The sequence below is a fragment of the Streptomyces sp. NPDC055025 genome (assembly GCF_053608565.1).
Map to the genome: position 1 here is coordinate 53,341 of NZ_JBSGVS010000038.1, position 17,643 is coordinate 70,983.

Consider the following 17,643-nt stretch of genomic DNA (forward strand, 5'->3'; position numbering starts at 1 on the left):
TGTAACACGACTGAGGTCGAATGCCTGCGGACTGAAGGGTTCCCTTCGGCAGGGCAGGGACGGGGCAGCGATGGCGGTGCGACAACTCCCGGCGGAGATCGGGGCGTTCGCGAGGTACTTAAGGGATCTCACGTCGCTCCTCGACCCGGGTGCCGGCTGGTACGGAGTCTTCCGCCGGCGCGACCCGGAAGGCCTGCGCGCCTGTTTCGACGGTACGGAGATCCCGCCCTGGGACGTGGTGGACTCGCTGCTCCAGGACTTCGCGGCGGGGCGTGACCCTGAGGAGACGGCACGCGAGGGCGTACGGGCGCGGCGGCTGCACGCGGCCTCGGCCGCCGCGTACGACCGGCTGCCCGGGGGCGGTGAGGCCCTCTCCGAGCGGCTTCAGCTCATGCTGCGCGAGCAGGCGTACCTGGCGAACCGGGCCGAGGAGCTGACACGGCTGCTCCGTACGGCGCCGCCGGACACACCCCAGACCCAGGAGCTCACCCATGAGCTGGCCTGGACCCGTGACGATCACGCGCGCGCGACGGCGCGCTGCGCCGAACTGCGCGCCCGTCTCGCCGCCCTGACCACTCCGGGCCGCGCCACCACGACGGGGCGCCCGCTGGCTCCGGAGGGCTGGTTCCGCGCCGAGGAGCCCTCGGTCTTCGACCGGTCGGCCGCGACGGCCCGGGGGAGCGCGGACGGCGGACCCGCCGGCCCCGACGCCTCCGTAGCTGACGCATCGTCAAACTCTTCTCGTGCCACGGACGTTCCCCAGTGGGCCGAGGACGGCGCACAGGTGGAGGGCGGCGCACGGGACGCGGCCACGGCGGAGACCGCGCCGCCCGCCACCGCGAAGGAGAGCGCGAAGGAGAGCGCGAAGGAGAAGAAGCGCGCCTCCGCGGCCCGGCGCAAGCCGCGCGGCGCGCGGTTCGCCGGGCTCGATGTCGAGGAGGACACCGCCGAGGCCGTGCCCGCGCCTGCCGTCTCCGCGCCGCCGCCCGCCGCCCCCGCCACCCCACGGGGCGCCCGCTTCGGCGGTGTGCCCGCCGCGCCCGCCCCGGCCGCGCCCCTACCCGCGCACTCGGCCGAGGACCGGCGCGCCGCCGCCGAGCTCGTCGCCACGCTGACCGGACTGCGCGCCGACGGCCGCAGCGGGGAGGCGCATGTCGTGCTCTGCGAAGCCGCGGGCCGGCCCCCCGAGCAGCTGCCCCTGCTCGCCGCCGAGCTGCACCGCGCCGGGCTCGGCGCCGACTGGGCCGAGTTGCTCTGGGAAGCGGCCTTCCTGCCGCCCGCCCAACTCGCCGCCGCCGCCGGGGCGCTCTCCTCGGCGGGCCGGGACGACGACTGCCGCCAGCTGCTCCTCCAGGGCGCCTCCCGCCCCGCCGGGGAGATCACCGACGCGGTGCTCGCCCTCGGTGGGGCGGGCCGTCCGCACGAGGCGAGAGCGCTGCTCAGCGCCTTCGTGCAGGTCCGTGCCCCCGAGGACGCCGTGCTGGTCGCCGCGCCCGACCCGCACCGGCTCGTCCCGCAGCTCATCGACGCCGCCCGCGCGGTCTCCGCGTCCCGTGAGCGCGATGTCGTCCACGCCCTCAGAGTGGCGGGGATCGCGGACGCCTGACCGGCCCGTCAAGAGCCTGGTCAGACCCGAATAGCCCGATGTCGACCGCTCGGGTGTGAAACTTGATCGACTCTGCGGGTTAACGACGATGGTCTTGCCCCAGTGTGGGACGGGGCTTACGTTCTCCTCCTACGCATCCCATCTACGGGCGTAGAGCTATCGCCGCCCCGCCGAAGGAGCAGCTCGTGGCCAGAGTCGTACGCGCCGCACTCGTCCAGGCGACCTGGACCGGCGACACCGAATCGATGATCGCCAAACATGAGGAGCACGCCCGCGAGGCGGCCCGGCAGGGTGCGCGGATCATCGGGTTCCAGGAAGTGTTCAACGCGCCCTACTTCTGCCAGGTGCAGGAGCCCGAGCACTACCGCTGGGCCGAGCCCGTCCCCGACGGTCCGACCGTCAGCAGGATGAGGGAGCTGGCCCGCGAGACCGGAATGGTCATCGTCGTCCCGGTGTTCGAGCTGGAGCAGTCCGGCTTCTACTACAACACCGCCGCCGTGATCGACGCCGACGGCTCGTATCTCGGCAAGTACCGCAAGCACCACATCCCGCAGGTCAAGGGCTTCTGGGAGAAGTACTACTTCAAGCCGGGCAATGCCGGCTGGCCCGTCTTCGAGACCGCCGTCGGCCGGGTCGGTGTCTACATCTGCTACGACCGCCACTTCCCCGAGGGCTGGCGCCAGCTCGGGCTGAACGGCGCGCAGCTCGTCTACAACCCCTCCGCCACCTCCCGCGGTCTCTCCGCCTATCTCTGGCAGCTGGAGCAGCCGGCCGCGGCCGTCGCCAACGAGTACTTCATCGCGGCGATCAACCGGGTCGGCCAGGAGGAGTACGGCGACAACGACTTCTACGGTACGAGCTACTTCGTCGACCCGCGCGGCCAGTTCGTCGGTGACACCGCGGGCGACAAGGCGGAGGAACTCCTCGTACGGGACCTGGACTTCGGTGTGATCGACGAGGTACGCCAGCAGTGGGCGTTCTACCGTGACCGCCGCCCCGACGCGTACGAAGGACTGGTGCAGCCATGACACAGCCGTTCGTGAACGATCTGTACGACCGCCACCGCGCCGTACTCCCCGACTGGCTGGCGCTCTACTACGACCGCCCCATCGAGATCACCCATGGTGAGGGCCGCCATGTCTGGGACTCCGAGGGCAATCGCTATCTCGACTTCTTCGGCGGCATTCTCACCACCATGACCGCCCACGCGCTCCCCGAGGTCACCAAGGCGGTGAGCGAGCAGGCAGGGCGGATCATCCACTCCTCCACGCTCTATCTCAACCGCCCGATGGTCGAGCTCGCCGAGCGGATCGCCGCCCTGTCCGGCATCCCGGACGCCCGTGTCTTCTTCACCACCTCGGGCACCGAGGCCAATGACACGGCGCTGCTGCTGGCGACCGCGTACCGCTCCTCGAACCAGATCCTGGCGATGCGCAACAGCTACCACGGCCGGTCCTTCTCCACGGTCTCCGTCACCGGCAACCGCGGCTGGTCGCCGACGAGTCTGTCCCCGCTCCAGACGCTGTACGTACACGGCGGCGTCCGCAGCCGCGGTCCCTACGCGGGCCTCACCGACGAGCGCTTCATCGAGGCGTGCGTCGCCGACCTGGAGGATCTGCTCGGGCACACCCGCGCGCCCGCCGCGCTGATCGCCGAGCCGATCCAGGGCGTCGGCGGCTTCACCGCCCCGCCGGACGGGCTGTACGCCGCGTTCCGCCAGGTCCTCGCCCGGCACGGCATCCTGTGGATCAGCGACGAGGTGCAGACCGGCTGGGGCAGGACCGGCGAGCACTTCTGGGGCTGGCAGGCGCACGCCGAGAACGGCCCGCCGGACATGCTCACCTTCGCCAAGGGCATCGGCAACGGAATGTCCATCGGCGGTGTCGTCGCCCGCGCCGAGATCATGAACTGCCTGGACAGCAACTCCATTTCGACCTTCGGCGGCAGCCCCGTCACCATGGCGGCCGGGCTGGCCAATCTCTCGTACGTACTGGAACACGACCTCCAGGGCAATGCCCGCCGGGTCGGCGGACTGCTGATCGAGCGGCTGCGGGCGATCGGCGCCGGGATCGACTCCGTACGGGAGGTGCGGGGCCGGGGGCTGATGATCGGTATCGAACTGGTCAGGCCCAGCACGGGAGAAGCGGCCCCCGAGGCGGCCTCGGCCGTGATCGAGGCGGCGCGCGAGGGCGGGCTGCTGATCGGCAAGGGCGGCGGACACAGCACCAGCGTGCTGCGGATCGCGCCCCCGCTCACCCTGACCGTCGCGGAGGCGGAAGAAGGCGCCGCGATCCTCGAACAGGCCCTGCGCGACGCCTAGCGGGCGGGCGGACCGTCCGTACGGCCGGGGTGGGCGGACCGGGTCCGTACCGGGGCGGAGGTACGGCCGGACCGCTCGTACCCCGGTATGGCTGGACCGTCCCGCGCCGACATACCCCCGTACCGCCGCTCGCCGCAGCCGTCGCACCGCCGCACGCCGTATCACCGCACCGCGCCGCCGGGCCGCTCGCACCGAGTGGTCCGGCCCGGGGCCGGCCGATCGTTCTGAAAGGGAGCGCCACCACCATGAGCAGTACCCGCACCCTGATCCGCGGCGGACTCGTCATCACCGCCGCCGACGAGACCCATGCCGATGTCCTCATCGAGGACAGCCGGATCGTCGCCCTCGCCGCGCACGGCACGGACGTGGCGGCGGGCTGGACCGCCGACCGTACGATCGACGCCACCGGCAAATACGTCATCCCGGGCGGAGTCGACGCCCACACCCATATGGAGCTTCCGTTCGGCGGCACCTTCGCCTCCGACACCTTCGAGACCGGCACCCGCGCCGCGGCCTGGGGCGGCACCACCACCATCGTGGACTTCGCCGTCCAGTCCCCTGGCCAGGCTCTGCGCGAGGGCCTGGACGCCTGGTACGCCAAGGCCGACGGCCAGTGCGCGATCGATTACGCCTTCCATATGATCATGGCCGACGTCAATGAGAGCTCGCTCAAGGAGATGGACCTGCTGGTCCAGGAGGGCATCACGTCCTTCAAGCTCTTCATGGCCTACCCCGGTGTCTTCTACAGCGACGACGGCCAGATCCTGCGCGCCATGCAGCGCGGCGCGCACAACGGCGGGCTGATCATGATGCACGCGGAGAACGGCATCGCCATCGACGTCCTCGTCGAACAGGCCCTGGCCGCGGGCCGTACCGATCCGCGCTACCACGGAGAGGTGCGGAAAGCCCTGCTGGAGGCCGAGGCCACGCACCGGGCGATCAAGCTCGCGCAGGTCGCCGACGCCCCGCTGTATGTCGTCCACGTCTCGGCGGAGGAGGCCGTCGCCGAACTGGCCGCCGCCCGGGACAAGGGACTGCCCGTCTTCGGCGAGACCTGCCCGCAGTATCTCTTCCTCTCCACCGACAATCTCGCGGAACCGGACTTCGAGGGTGCCAAGTACGTTTGCTCCACCCCGCTGCGGCCCAGGGAGCACCAGGACGCGCTCTGGCGCGCGCTGCGCACCGACGACCTCCAGGTGGTCTCCACGGACCACTGCCCGTTCTGCTTCACCGGGCAGAAGGAACTGGGGCGCGGCGACTTCTCGAAGATCCCCAACGGACTGCCGGGTGTGGAGAACCGGATGGATCTGCTCCACCAGGCCGTGGTCGAGGGGAAGCTGAGCCGCCGCCGCTGGATCGAGATCGCCTGCGCCTCCCCGGCCAGGATGTTCGGTCTCTATCCGCGCAAGGGCACCATCGCGCCGGGCGCCGACGCCGATGTCGTCATCTACGACCCGCACACCGAGCAGACCGTCTCCGCCGAGACACACCATATGAACGTCGACTACTCCGCGTACGAGGGCAAGCGGCTCACCGGACAGGTGGAGACGGTGCTCTCGCGCGGTGAACTCGTCATCGACCGGCGGGAGTTCACCGGCCGGACGGGACACGGGCAGTACACCCCGCGCGCCACCTGCCAGTACCTCGTCTGACAGCGACATCCGATACAGATCTCATCCCACACCGAGGAGTGACCAGGCCATGGACTTCGGACTCGTCCTCCAGACCGACCCGCCGTCCTCGGCGGTCGTCGGACTCATGCGGCGCGCGGAGCGCAACGGCTTCCGCTACGGCTGGACCTTCGACTCCGCCGTGCTCTGGCAGGAACCTTTTGTCATCTACAGCCGCATTCTGGAGCACACCACCACACTGACCGTGGGACCCATGGTCACCAACCCGGGCACCAGAACCTGGGAGGTGACCGCCTCCACCTTCGCCACGCTCAACGAGATGTACGGCAACCGGACCGTCTGCGGTATCGGGCGCGGCGACTCGGCGATGCGGGTGGCCGGCCGTAAACCCAACACACTGGCCCGGCTGGGCGACGCGATCGAGGTCATCCGCGATCTGGCGGAGGGCCGCGAGGCCACCGTCGACGGGCAGACGCTGCGGCTGCCCTGGGTACGCGACGGGAAACTGCCGGTGTGGATGGCGGCGTACGGGCCCAAGGCGCTGGCCCTGGCGGGACAGAAGGCCGACGGGTTCATCCTCCAGCTCGCGGATCCGTTCCTGACCGAGTGGATGGTCAAGGCGGTCCGTACGGCGGCCTCCGACGCGGGGCGCGACCCCGACTCCATCACGATCTGTGTCGCGGCGCCCGCCTATGTCGGCGACGATCTCGCGCACGCGCGTGAGCAGTGCCGCTGGTTCGGCGGGATGGTCGGCAACCATGTGGCCGATCTGGTGGCGCGGTACGGAGAGGACTCGGGCCTGGTGCCGGACGCGCTGACCACGTACATCAAGCAGCGCGAGGGATACGACTACAGTCACCACGGCCGGGCCGGGAATCCCTCGACGGACTTCGTGCCCGACGAGATCGTGGACCGGTTCTGTCTGCTGGGTCCCGTCGAGGCGCATATCGAGAAGCTCCAGGTGCTGCGTGACCTGGGCGTCGACCAGTTCGCCGTCTACGACATGCATGACGCCAAGGAAGCGACGATCGACGCGTACGGCGCCGAGATCATCCCCGCGTTCCGGTCCTGAACCCGCCTGCGGCCCAGGGCTGAACGGGCTTTGGCCCTGGGCCGGGACCGGACCGGGCGCGACCTGGTCCCTGGCCCTGGGCCCGGCCCCGGGCCGAACGGGCCCCTCCAACTTCCCGCACGGGCTCCCCCGCACGGACTCGTTCGACATATCCCCGACGCCCGCTCTCGAACGAAGGGTCCCGCCGCCATGACCGCGACCGTACCGCCCCCGCCTCCGCCCCCGTCCCCCCGGGAACCGATAGCCGGGGGACGGACCGATGCCCAGGGCCGTGTCGAGCTGCCGCCCGGCGTGCTCCCCGACGACGGCCGCTTCGTCAATGACGATCTGCTGCCCGTCCCGGTCGCCCGGCGCCGCTGGACCACCTACAACTTCGCCGCGCTCTGGGTCGGTATGGCGCACAACATCCCGTCGTGGCTGCTGGCCTCCGGGCTCGTCACTCTGGGCATGGACTGGAAGCAGGCGGTCCTCACGATCGCGCTGGCCAATCTGATCGTCCTCTTCCCGATGCTGCTCACCGGGCACGCGGGACCCAAGTACGGCATTCCGTTTCCCGTACTGGCCCGCGCCTCGTTCGGGCTGCGCGGCGCCAATCTGCCCGCGCTGATCAGGGCGGCGGTCGCCTGTGCCTGGTTCGGCATCCAGACCTGGATCGGCGGCCAGGGCATTTTCGTACTGCTCGGCAAGATCTTCGGCGGCTGGGCGGACGCGTCGAGGATCGGCGGCCAGCCCTGGACGCTCTGGCTCTGCTTCGTGCTCTTCTGGGCGCTCGAACTCGCCATCATCTACCGGGGGATGGACACCCTGCGGCGCTTCGAGAACTGGGCGGCGCCGTTCGTGATCGTCGGCGCGCTGGTGCTGCTCGTCTGGATCACCGTCAAGGCGGGCGGCCTCGGCCCGCTGCTCGACCAGCCGTCCGAGCTGGGCTGGGGCGCGGACTTCTGGCCGGTCTTCTTCCCGTCCCTGATGGGAATGATCGCCTTCTGGTCCACCCTCTCGCTGAACATCCCCGACTTCACCCGCTTCGGCGCGGGCCAACGGGCCCAGATCTGGGGGCAGTCGCTCGGCTTGCCGACGACCATGACCCTCTTCGCGCTGCTCTCCGTCTTTGTCACCTCGGGCTCTCAGGCGGTGTACGGGGCGGCCGTCTGGGACCCGGTCGAGCTGGCCGCCAAGACCGACAACGTCTTCGGACTGCTCTTCGCGCTGGTGACCGTGCTGATCGCGACGATCTCCGTGAACATCGCGGCCAATGTCGTCTCGCCCGCCTACGACCTCGCCAATCTCGTACCGAAGCTGATCAACTTCCGTACGGGGGCGCTGATCACGGGTGTGGTCGGGGTCCTGGTCATGCCGTGGAAACTGACGGCCACACCCGAGCTGTACATCTTCACCTGGCTGGGGCTGGTGGGCGGGCTGCTCGGTACGGTCGCGGGCATCCTGATCGCCGACTACTGGATCGTCCGGCGCACGGTCCTCGACCTCGCCGATCTCTACCGCCCAGGTGGCCGCTACTGGTACGTGAACGGGTGGAACCCCAAGGCGGTGGTGGCGTTCGCCGTCGGCGGTGTGCTGGCCGTGGGCGGCTCCCACTCGGCGCCGGGGAAGGGACCCTTCCCCGAGGACGGCCTGATCCCCTTCCTGAAGCCGCTCGCGGACTACGGCTGGGCGGTGGGGCTCGCGGCCTCGCTGGTGCTGTACGTGGCTCTGATGGCGCCGGCCCGGCGGACCGCGACAGCCTGAGGGCTCGAAGGGGCCCGACCGGAGGAGGCTTACCCGGACGGAGCGTGCCCGGACGGAGCTTGCCCGGCCGGGGTCTGCCCAGTCGGTGTCTGCCCAGTCGGTGTCTGCCCGGCCGGGGTCTGTCCGGACGGTGTCTGCCCGGCCGGGGTTTCGAGGAGTGGCGCCGGCGCGCGGGCCAGGCGCTCGCGCCACTCCTCGGCGTCGTCGGCGACCTCGGTGTCCTTGACGTCGGCACCGGTCTGGTCGGCGGCCGACACAGAAATGCCGATCATGAAAGCGGCAGGACCACCTAAACTGCGGCGCCATGACGACATCACCGGATGACAGCATCCAACCGTTCCGGGTCGCGATCCCGGACAGCGACCTGGACGATCTGAGGCACCGCCTGGACCGCGCCCGGTGGCCGGACGAACTGCCCGACGTCGGCTGGGACTACGGTGTTCCGCGCGACTACCTGCGGGAACTCGCGCACTACTGGCGGCACGAGTACGACTGGCGGGCGGCGGAGACCCGGCTGAACCAGTGGCCGCAGTTCACGACCACGATCGATGGCGCGAACATCCACTTCGCGCACATCCGCTCCCCGGAACCGGATGCCACACCGCTGGTCATCACGCACGGATGGCCCGGATCCATCGTCGAGTTCGAGCGGATCACTGGCCCGCTCACCGACCCCCGCGCGCACGGCGCCGATCCCGCGGACGCCTTCCATCTGGTCCTGCCGAGCATCCCCGGCTTCGGGTTCTCCGGCCCCACCCGCGACAAGGGCTGGGAGTACCAGCGCGTCGCGGGCGCCTTCGCCGAGCTGATGCACCGCCTGGGCTACGACCGTTACGGGACACAGGGCGGCGACTGGGGATCGGCGATCTCCCGCGAACTGGGCCGCATCCGCCCCCACCACGTCATCGGCGTCCACCTGAACCTGATCCCCGGCGCCGGAGCGACCGCCGAGCCGACCGAGGCGGAACTCGCCGCCCTCAGCCCCGCGGAACGCGAGCGCACCCGGGCCTCCTGGGAGCGGATGCGGGCATGGAGCCGCGACAAGCAGGGCTACGCGGACATCCAGTCCACGCGTCCGCAGACCCTCGCCTACGCGCTCACCGACTCACCGGTCGGCCAGCTCGCGTGGATCGCCGAGAAGTTCAAGGAGTGGACGGACAGCGCCGACCGGCCCGAGGACGCCGTCGACCGTGACCACCTGTTGACCAACGTGATGCTGTACTGGCTGACCGGGACCGCCGGCTCCTCCGGCCGTATCTACTACGAGCGCGCCCACGCCGCCTACCAGGGAAAGCAGCCGGAGCCCTCAGCCGTCCCCACCGCGTTCGCCGCCTTCCCGCAGGAGAACTTCATCGTCCTGCGGCACATCGCTGAACGCACGAACAACATCGTTCGCTGGACGGAGTTCGACCGGGGCGGCCATTTCGCCGCCATGGAACAGCCGGACCTGCTCGTCGGCGACATCCGCGCCTTCTTCCGCGGCCTGCGCGACGCGAACGCATCCTGACTCCGGCTGCTGGCAGGTGGCGGACCAGACGAGACCAGACGAGACCGGACCGGACCGTATGGCGGTGTGCCGCTACGGCCTACGGCCTACGACCTACGGCACCCGGGCCGTCCACTCCGGGGTGCTGAACTTCGTCTCCGCCAGCTCCCGCGCCCGAGCCATCTCCTCGTCCGTGACCTTGCCGTCCGTGAGTCCGTAGCGGCCGCGGAAGGAGTCGATCATCCGCTCGATGACCGCCTCGCGCGGCAACCCCGTCTGGCGCCGCAGGGGGTCGACCCGCTTGTTGGCGCTGCGCGTGCCCTTGTCCGAGAGCTTCTCGCGGCCGATGCGGAGGACCTCGACCATCTTGTCGGCGTCGATGTCGTACGCCATCGTCACATGGTGCAGTACCGCCCCCGTGCCGCTCACCACGCGCTTCTGGGCGGCGCCCGCGACCTTGCCGCTCTCGGTCGCGATGTCGTTGAGGGGCTGGTACCACGCCTTGATGCCCATGTCGCCGAGCGCGCCCAGGACCCAGTCGTCCAGATACGCGTAACTGTCGGCGAAGGTGAGCCCCTTGACCAGCGAGTCCGGGACGGAGAGGGAGTACGTGATGGTGTTGCCGGGCTCGATGAACATCGCGCCGCCGCCCGAGATACGGCGGACGACCGTGACGCCATGGCGTTCGGCGCCCTCGGCGTCGACCTCGTTCCGCAGGGACTGGAAGCTGCCGATCACCACCGCGGGCGCCGCCCACTCCCAGACCCGGAGCGTCGGCGGCCGGCGGCCGGCCGCGACCTCGGTGGTGATGACCTCGTCGAGCGCCATATGGAGGGCGGGGGACTGGGGCGTGTCGTGGATGAGCTGCCAGTCGTAGTCGGTCCAGTCGGTGGCGTGCGCCAGCGCGCGGCGTACGGCGATGGCGATGCCCTCGGCGGTCAGCCCGTACATCACCGTTCCGGCGGGCAGCGCGGCCTCGATCCGGGCGGTGAGGCCGGCGGCGTCGGTGTCGGCGGGAGCGCCCTCCAGGGCGCGGTCGATCGCCTCGATCGCCTCGTCGGGCTCCAGGAAGAAGTCCCCGGCGACCCGGACATGGCGCAGCAGTCCGTCCTCCGTGTCGAGATCGACCACGACGAGCTTGCCGCCGGGGACCTTGTACTCACCGTGCACCGGAACCTCCACCACTGGGCGTGAACAGTGCAAATCGTACTGCTGGGCGACGACAGTCCCTGGACGCTCCCGCACCGGACCTTCCCCGGAGCGCTCGGGGAGGGTCCGGGAGGGTCCGGGAGCACTCCCGCGTGAGCCTCCCACCCGCCCGGCCGTGAGCCTCCGACCCGCCCGGCGGACGACCGCTGAATGAGCGGGATTCACGGACCGTGTGACCAGGACCGATGCCGCTACAGGTGGGCCCGGAGACTGTCCGGTCCCGCCCGCGCGGCTTTGCGGGGGCGGTTCGGCCTCCCCGTCCGGGGCGCTTTCTCCTACCGTGGTGTGTGACGGGCATGTGGTGGGAAGGACCCGCACCACGGATGGGAGGCCCCTGTGACCGCGCGTGAGGTCGCGACCCCCGAGGACATGGCGCCCCCACCCCGTATGACCCGGGCTCTGACCCTGCTGTTCGCGATCTCCGCCGGTGCCGCCGTGGGCAGCCTCTACTACGCGCAGCCGCTGCTGGATGTCATCGCGGGAGATCTGCGGGTGAGCGAGGGGGCCGTAGGCCTCCTGATCACGGCCACGCAGATCGGCTACGCGCTCGGCATCCTGTTCATCGTCCCGCTCGGCGACTTCCGTGACCGCCGCCGGCTGATCCCCTTGATGATGGTCCTCTCGGCCGGTGCCCTGGTGGCCTGCGCGGTCGCGCCCGGGATCGTCACACTGGCCCTGGCGATGGTCGCGGTCGGGGTGACGACGGTGTCGGGGCAGATCCTCACCCCGCTCGCGGGAGATCTCGCCGACGAGGCGTCCCGGGGAAGAATCGTGGGCATCGTCGTCAGCGGTCTGCTCTCCGGGATCCTGGTCGCCCGGATCTTCAGCGGACTGATCGCCGATGCCACCAGCTGGCGCGTGGTGTTCCTGATCGCCGCGGGCGTCGTTCTCGTCCTCGCGTTCCTGCTGTCCCGCGCGATCCCCCGGCTGAAGCCCAAATCGGCGGTCATCTCCTACGGCGCGGTGCTGCGCTCGGTCTTCTCGCTGATCGCCCACGAGCGGAAACTGCAAGTCACGATGGTGCTCGGGGCGACCGGGTTCGGTGTGTTCACGATGTTCTGGACCGCGCTCACCTTCCTGCTGAGCGCTCCCCCCTACCGCTATCCCATCTGGGCGATCGGTCTCTTCGGTATCGCGGGCCTGGTCGGCGCGGTCGCGGCCCAGGGCGCGGGGCGCGTGCACGACCGCGGCCGTTCGGTCATCGGCACGGGGCTGGCATGGCTGCTCGTGACCGTCGCCTGGATCATCGCCGGATTCGGCGGCCACATGCTCCTCTTCGTGGTCGTCGGCATCGTGGTGCTCGACATCGGCGTCCAGGGCCAGAACATCCTGAACCAGTCGAGGATCTTCCAGATCTCCGCCGCCGCCCGCAGCCGCCTCAACACGGCCTACATCGCGGGCAACTTCGTCGGAGGCTCCATCGGCTCCCTCGCCGCCGCACTGCTCTGGTCGGCGGGCGGCTGGCCGGCCGTCTGCGTCACCGGAACCGCCCTGTCCGTCGTCGCCCTCCTGATCTGGCTCACAACCCGCCACGGCGCCCTGCGAACCATCCCGCCCTCCACTCAGCACTGATCCCGGCACACTTGACCATTTCCGGGCATGGCATCGACCGAGCCTCGCACGCCCTCGGAGCGGGCCGCCGTACTGTGGGTCGTGCGCCTGCCCGACTGCGCCCTTGACCAGCCCGGCAAGGCTTCATGCCGCAGCACCAAGCCGGTGGCGTACACCAATGAGCGCGGCGGACAGCAGCTCCGCACCCGTCTCGACTTCGGTACCGCCGGAACCGCCGCCGGCACTGTCAGTGGGAAGACCATGGTTCTCGCGCTCGCGGCCGGAACCAAGTCTTCTGCCGGTCCCACCCCGGACCTGGCCATCTCCTACGACTCGGGCAGTGTGGACGGGCGTACCGCGAACACGAACAACCAGGGCAGCCAGATCGGTGAGGGCTTCGACCTGACCTCGTGGTACGTCGAGCGCAAGTGCGGCTCCTGCGACGACGACGGTCAGACGGACAAGTTCGACCTGTGCTGGAAGTACGACAATGCCTCCCTCGTCCTCAACGGCAAGGCCACCGAACTGGTCAAGGACGACACCAGCGGTCAGTGGCGGCTGAAGAACGACGACGCCTCGGTCGTCACCCACTCCACCGGTGCCGACAACGGCGATGACGGCGACGCCGTCTCCGGTGGCACGGGGGACGGCAAGGGGGAGTACTGGACGGTCGTCACCGGCGGCGGCACCAAGTACGTCTTCGGCCTCAACAAGCTCGACGGCGCGGGCAGCGAACGTACCAACAGCGTCTGGACCGTCCCGGTCTTCGGCGACGACGCCGGGGAGCCCGGCTACAGCAGCGGCACCTCTCCCGGCGGGCGCGCCAAGACCCAGGCATGGCGCTGGAACCTCGACTATGTCGAGGACACCCACAACAACGCCATGAGCTACTGGTACACCGCCGAGACCAACAACTACGACACGCTCGGCGACGACACCACCGGCACGCGGTACACCCGTGGCGGATACCTCACCAGGATCCTCTACGGTCAGCGGGCCGGAGCCCTGTTCACGGGCACGCCCGCGGCCTCCGACAAGGTCACCTTCACCTACGAGGAGAGGTGCATCCGGGACACCGGCTGCGACTCCCTGACCGAGAGCACCAGCCCCCGGTGGCCCGACGTGCCCTTCGACGCCATCTGCGAGAACGACGACAAGTGCACCGGCAACGTCGGTCCCTCCTTCTTCACACGTAAGCGCCTGACCGGCATCACCACGCACGCGTGGAACGCGGCCCTCACTCCGAGCGCCGACTTCCAGCCTGTCGACTCCTGGAAGCTGACGCAGAAGTATCAGGACAACGGTGAGATCGGCGATTCCTCCGACCAGTCCCTGTGGCTGCAGTCCATCCAGCACACCGGCGAGCACGGCACGCCGCTGTCGACGGAACCGGTCACCCTCACCAACGAATTCCTCACCAACCGCGTCGACGCCGGCGATGACAACATCCTGCCGCTGGCCAAGCCTCGTTTGGCCGGCATCACGCACTACACCAGCCTCGACCAGGTCGACTGGACCCAGGACGCGGAAGACCGCAAGCTCCTTTACCAGTACGACCTGCTCGGCCGTAGGACCGACCTGTGGCAGACGGACAAGACCGTCGCGGCCAACAAGCTCGCCCACTGGGACTACGACCAGGTGGCCAAGGGGCAGCAGGACACCGCCACACGCTATGTCGGTGGCACCGGCGGGCAGGCGTACGTCCAGAAGATCACGAAGTTCGACAACCTCTACCGCGCCACGAACAACCAGCTGACCCTCCCGGCCAACGACCCCCTCGTCACCGCCGGCGTCCCGCAGACTCTGGCCTTCGCTGCCACCTACACCGCGGACAACCAGCTCTCCAGCATCACCGACCCCGCTGTCGCCGGTCTCGCCGAGGAATTCATCTCCCACACCTAAAAAAGCAACTTCGCGCGCCCAAGGGCGTAAGAACCCGATGGCGAGTCGGTGACGACTATTCACACCCGAATAGAAATGGCAAACAGCCGGCCATGTCTACTATGAGGAAGCGGTTTTGGAAGAACGAAGCGGCTGAGCCGAACGCGGCTGATCAATGGGGGCACGCGAATGTTGATCGCATGAAGAGCGGATCTGCGCCTCAGGGGATGAGGCCGAATGGGGTGATGGAGTCGATGGAACTCAATCATGAGCCTATTCCTGATCGTGCAGGCGGTATGCTGTTGACGCCCAGGTGGCCGAGCGAGCATGCGCTGTTTGACCCTTATCGCAGATTGGAGAGTGACTACTGATGGGAAATTCAGAACCCCCTCAGAGGTTGGATGAAATGTTTCGCGAATCTAAGGGTCAGCCGGTCGAGTTGACCGGCAAACTTGTGCGTTTGGCTTACTCTGTTCGAGTCGAAAGTCGATCGGTTTCCGCAAAGATTGCTGTGCGGTCCTTCAAGAGTGAACCAACTCAAGGTATTTGCCTGCAGATGAACCATGGGGAGCTGGAGGTGAATGATTTCAGGAAGCCCGGAATGGTGCTCTGGCTGGATACGGCTCCTCGGGTGATTTACTTCACTGTTCTCGGGGGAGTGGAAGCTACTCTTGAGATCTGGAATTGCTGGCGTGGGAAATTCGGAGAGAGGGAAGCGTGGATCGGCAGTTCTGGTCTGGTTGTCGATGCGGTAGGTGGTGACATGTATCACTTCGCCTGTAGTGATGGTCCGGGTGCTGCGGAGTTCACTGCTGTTGAATTCGATCTGCGCCTGCCTACGTAGTCATGTGAAGCAATATGTCGAGTGTCCGGCGAAGACGTTGGCGTTTGTGACGGGCGCGGACGCGGACCGCGTTTGAGATCTGCGGCGTGGGACGTCGGCGGGTGACTCGACTTGCGGACCGTGGCCGCTCCCCGGAGGAGCTTGAACGCGACCGCTGGCCCGGCCCTCTCGGCTGACGTCCGTCCACGAGTATGGGGCCGTTCAAGTCAAAGGGTAGGAACGGGTGCTCAACTGCCGTATGCCTTTTACGCGGGCGATACGCTTCTGGATGGTGATTAGGCGGACCAGAGTCGTGGTGTGGACTTTCCGGGTTCTGGCCGTGAGGCTTGGGGGCGCTGGTCGGTGTGGTTGATCCGGTTCAACAGTGAGGTGACCTAGGGATGTTCACGACCCGGCCCACCCTTCAGGGGACCTTCGGCATGGTGTCCTCCACCCACTGGCTCGCCTCGCAGTCCGCGATGGCTGTGCTGGAGGATGGTGGGAACGCCTTCGATGCCGCCGTGGCCGCCGGGTTCGTACTGCATGTCGTGGAGCCGCATCTCAATGGGCCCGGTGGTGAGGTGCCGATCATTCTCGCGCCCGCCGGTGGCGAGGTGCGGGTGCTCTGTGGGCAGGGTCCGGCGCCCGCCGGTGCGACCATGGGGCACTATCGCTCCCTGGGGCTCGAACTGGTTCCCGGCACCGGGCCGTTGGCCGCCGCCGTGCCCGGTGCCTTCGACGCGTGGATGGTGCTGCTGCGTGACCATGGCACCAAGTCGTTGGCTCAAGTGCTGCGTTATGCCATCGGATACGCCGAGGACGGCCACGCTCCCGTCGAGCGGGTCGGTGAGACCGTCGAGTCCGTCCGTGAACTCTTCGAGACCGAGTGGACGTCCTCCGCCGATGTCTATCTTCCCGGCGGCAAGGCACCGGCGCCGGGGGAGCTGTTCCGTAATCCCGTTCTCGCGGCGACCTGGCGCCGGCTGATCTCCGAGGCGGAGTCGGCCGGCGGGGACCGGGAGACGCAGATCGAGGCCGCCCGTACGGTCTGGCGCGAGGGCTTCGTCGCGGACGCGCTGCTGCGCCAGTCTGCCACCCCCACCATGGACACCAGCGGTTCGCGCCACACCGGCACCCTGACCAGGGCCGATCTGGCCGGCTGGTCGGCGGTGTACGAGGCGCCCGCGACCTACGAGTGGGACGGCTGGACCCTCTGCAAGGCGGGGGCCTGGAGCCAGGGGCCCGTCTTCCTCCAGCAGTTGGCGCTGCTGCCGTTCCGCGCGGCCGATCTGCCCGCGTACGGTTCGGCGGAGTACGTTCATCAGCTCATCGAGGGCTGCAAGCTCGCCATGGCCGATCGGGAGGCCTGGTACGGCGACGCTGCCGACGCACCGCTCGCCGCCCTGCTCTCCGAGCCGTACAACACCGCACGCCGCGCGCTGATCGGTGACCGTGCCTCGTACGAACTGCGCCCCGGCAGTCCGGAGGGGCGCGCGCCGGTCCTCAGCGCCCACGCCACCGCCGTCGCCGCGGGTGAGTCCGGCTTCGACCCGCTGGGCCTCCCGGCGGCGGGCGTGGGGGAGCCGACCGTCGCCGTCGGGGAACCGGCCCTCGCTGTCGCGGAGCCGATCGTCGCCAAGGACGGTGCCACCCGTGGCGACACCTGCCATGTCGACATCGTCGACCGCTGGGGCAATATGGTCGCCGCCACGCCCAGCGGCGGCTGGCTCCAGTCCAACCCCGTCGTCCCCGAACTGGGCTTCCCGCTCGGCACCCGGCTCCAGATGGCCTGGCTGGACCCCGGTCTCCCGAACTCACTGACCCCCGGCCGCCGGCCCCGTACCACCCTCACCCCGTCCCTCGCGCTGCGCGAAGGAGTACCGGTGCTGGCCTTCGGTACACCCGGCGGTGACCAGCAGGACCAGTGGCAGTTCCACTTCTTCCTGGCACTCGCCCTGCGCGCGCCGGTCCGTGGCGGGCTCGATCTCCAGGGCGCCATCGACGCGCCCAACTGGCACAACGACAGCTTCCCCGGTTCCTTCTACCCGCGCGGGATGCGGCCCGGCAGTGTGACCGTGGAGGCGGGCATGGCCCCGGACGTCATCGACGAACTGCGCCGCCGCGGCCATGCGGTGACCATCGGCGAGCCCTGGTCCGAAGGGCGGCTGTGCGCGGTCGCCCGGGACCCGGAGACCGGCGTCCTGTCGGCCGCGGCGAACGCCCGTGGCATGCAGGGGTACGCCGTGGGGCGCTGAGAGTCCGCAGGGGTATGCCGTGGGGCGCTGAGAGTTCCCAGCACGCTGAGAGCGCTAGAGCCCCCG

General features: G+C 69.2%; 12 protein-coding genes and 1 pseudogene. 11 read left to right on the forward strand and 2 right to left on the reverse strand.

Translation table 11 applies throughout. The features are described from left to right. The first annotated feature begins 70 nt into the window (after window positions 1-70). The 6 genes from ACWGDX_RS23170 (at window position 71) to ACWGDX_RS23195 (ending at window position 8,372) form a co-directional block, all read left to right on the forward strand. On the forward strand, window positions 71-1,606 hold the full coding sequence (locus tag ACWGDX_RS23170; RefSeq protein ID WP_453628361.1) for a hypothetical protein: 1,536 nt from the start codon (window positions 71-73) through the stop codon (window positions 1,604-1,606). Window positions 1,607-1,791: 185 nt separating this feature from the next. Continuing rightward, on the forward strand, window positions 1,792-2,634 hold the full coding sequence (locus tag ACWGDX_RS23175; protein WP_453628363.1) for a nitrilase-related carbon-nitrogen hydrolase: 843 nt from the start codon (window positions 1,792-1,794) through the stop codon (window positions 2,632-2,634). Continuing rightward, complete coding sequence (locus ACWGDX_RS23180; protein ID WP_453628365.1) at window positions 2,631-3,926, forward strand: aspartate aminotransferase family protein; 1,296 nt, start codon at window positions 2,631-2,633, stop codon at window positions 3,924-3,926. The genes ACWGDX_RS23175 and ACWGDX_RS23180 overlap by 4 nt, the downstream gene beginning before the upstream one ends. Before the next feature lie 245 nt (window positions 3,927-4,171). Then, on the forward strand, window positions 4,172-5,578 hold the full coding sequence (gene hydA, locus ACWGDX_RS23185) for a dihydropyrimidinase (protein WP_382851645.1): 1,407 nt from the start codon (window positions 4,172-4,174) through the stop codon (window positions 5,576-5,578). Window positions 5,579-5,627: 49 nt separating this feature from the next. After that, window positions 5,628-6,629 carry a TIGR03842 family LLM class F420-dependent oxidoreductase gene (locus tag ACWGDX_RS23190; RefSeq protein ID WP_382851647.1) on the forward strand — a complete coding sequence of 334 codons (1,002 nt, stop codon included), beginning with the start codon at window positions 5,628-5,630 and terminating at the stop codon, window positions 6,627-6,629. A gap of 189 nt (window positions 6,630-6,818) precedes the next feature. Next, window positions 6,819-8,372, forward strand: coding sequence for an NCS1 family nucleobase:cation symporter-1 (locus tag ACWGDX_RS23195; RefSeq protein WP_453628367.1), 1,554 nt, complete (start codon window positions 6,819-6,821; stop codon window positions 8,370-8,372). A gap of 29 nt (window positions 8,373-8,401) precedes the next feature. On the opposite strand, the gene ACWGDX_RS23200 is transcribed toward ACWGDX_RS23195, so the two are convergent. Next, window positions 8,402-8,644, reverse strand: a complete 243-nt coding sequence (locus ACWGDX_RS23200; RefSeq protein WP_453628369.1) for a hypothetical protein — start codon at window positions 8,642-8,644, stop codon at window positions 8,402-8,404. Window positions 8,645-8,676: 32 nt separating this feature from the next. Here ACWGDX_RS23200 and ACWGDX_RS23205 point away from each other — a divergent pair, with 32 nt between their 5' ends. Further along, on the forward strand, window positions 8,677-9,879 hold the full coding sequence (locus tag ACWGDX_RS23205) for an epoxide hydrolase family protein (RefSeq protein ID WP_453628370.1): 1,203 nt from the start codon (window positions 8,677-8,679) through the stop codon (window positions 9,877-9,879). A gap of 93 nt (window positions 9,880-9,972) precedes the next feature. On the opposite strand, the gene ACWGDX_RS23210 is transcribed toward ACWGDX_RS23205, so the two are convergent. Further along, complete coding sequence (locus tag ACWGDX_RS23210) at window positions 9,973-11,028, reverse strand: lipoyl protein ligase domain-containing protein (protein ID WP_453628372.1); 1,056 nt, start codon at window positions 11,026-11,028, stop codon at window positions 9,973-9,975. Window positions 11,029-11,403: 375 nt separating this feature from the next. On the opposite strand from ACWGDX_RS23210, the gene ACWGDX_RS23215 reads away from it, so the two are divergent. From ACWGDX_RS23215 to ACWGDX_RS23230, 4 genes and pseudogenes are all read left to right on the forward strand, one after another. Then, window positions 11,404-12,639: an MFS transporter gene (locus ACWGDX_RS23215; RefSeq protein WP_453628374.1), complete on the forward strand. Its 1,236-nt coding sequence runs from the start codon at window positions 11,404-11,406 to the stop codon at window positions 12,637-12,639. Between the two features lie 63 nt (window positions 12,640-12,702). Continuing rightward, window positions 12,703-14,127 (forward strand): annotated as a pseudogene (locus ACWGDX_RS23220) (RHS repeat-associated core domain-containing protein); the annotation flags it as partial. A gap of 769 nt (window positions 14,128-14,896) precedes the next feature. After that, the gene (locus ACWGDX_RS23225) at window positions 14,897-15,343 is read left to right on the forward strand and encodes a hypothetical protein (RefSeq protein WP_453628376.1); all 447 of its coding nucleotides are present in this window, start codon (window positions 14,897-14,899) and stop codon (window positions 15,341-15,343) included. Between the two features lie 380 nt (window positions 15,344-15,723). Further along, on the forward strand, window positions 15,724-17,577 hold the full coding sequence (locus ACWGDX_RS23230) for a gamma-glutamyltransferase family protein (RefSeq protein ID WP_453628378.1): 1,854 nt from the start codon (window positions 15,724-15,726) through the stop codon (window positions 17,575-17,577). The last annotated feature ends 66 nt before the right edge of the window (window positions 17,578-17,643 follow it).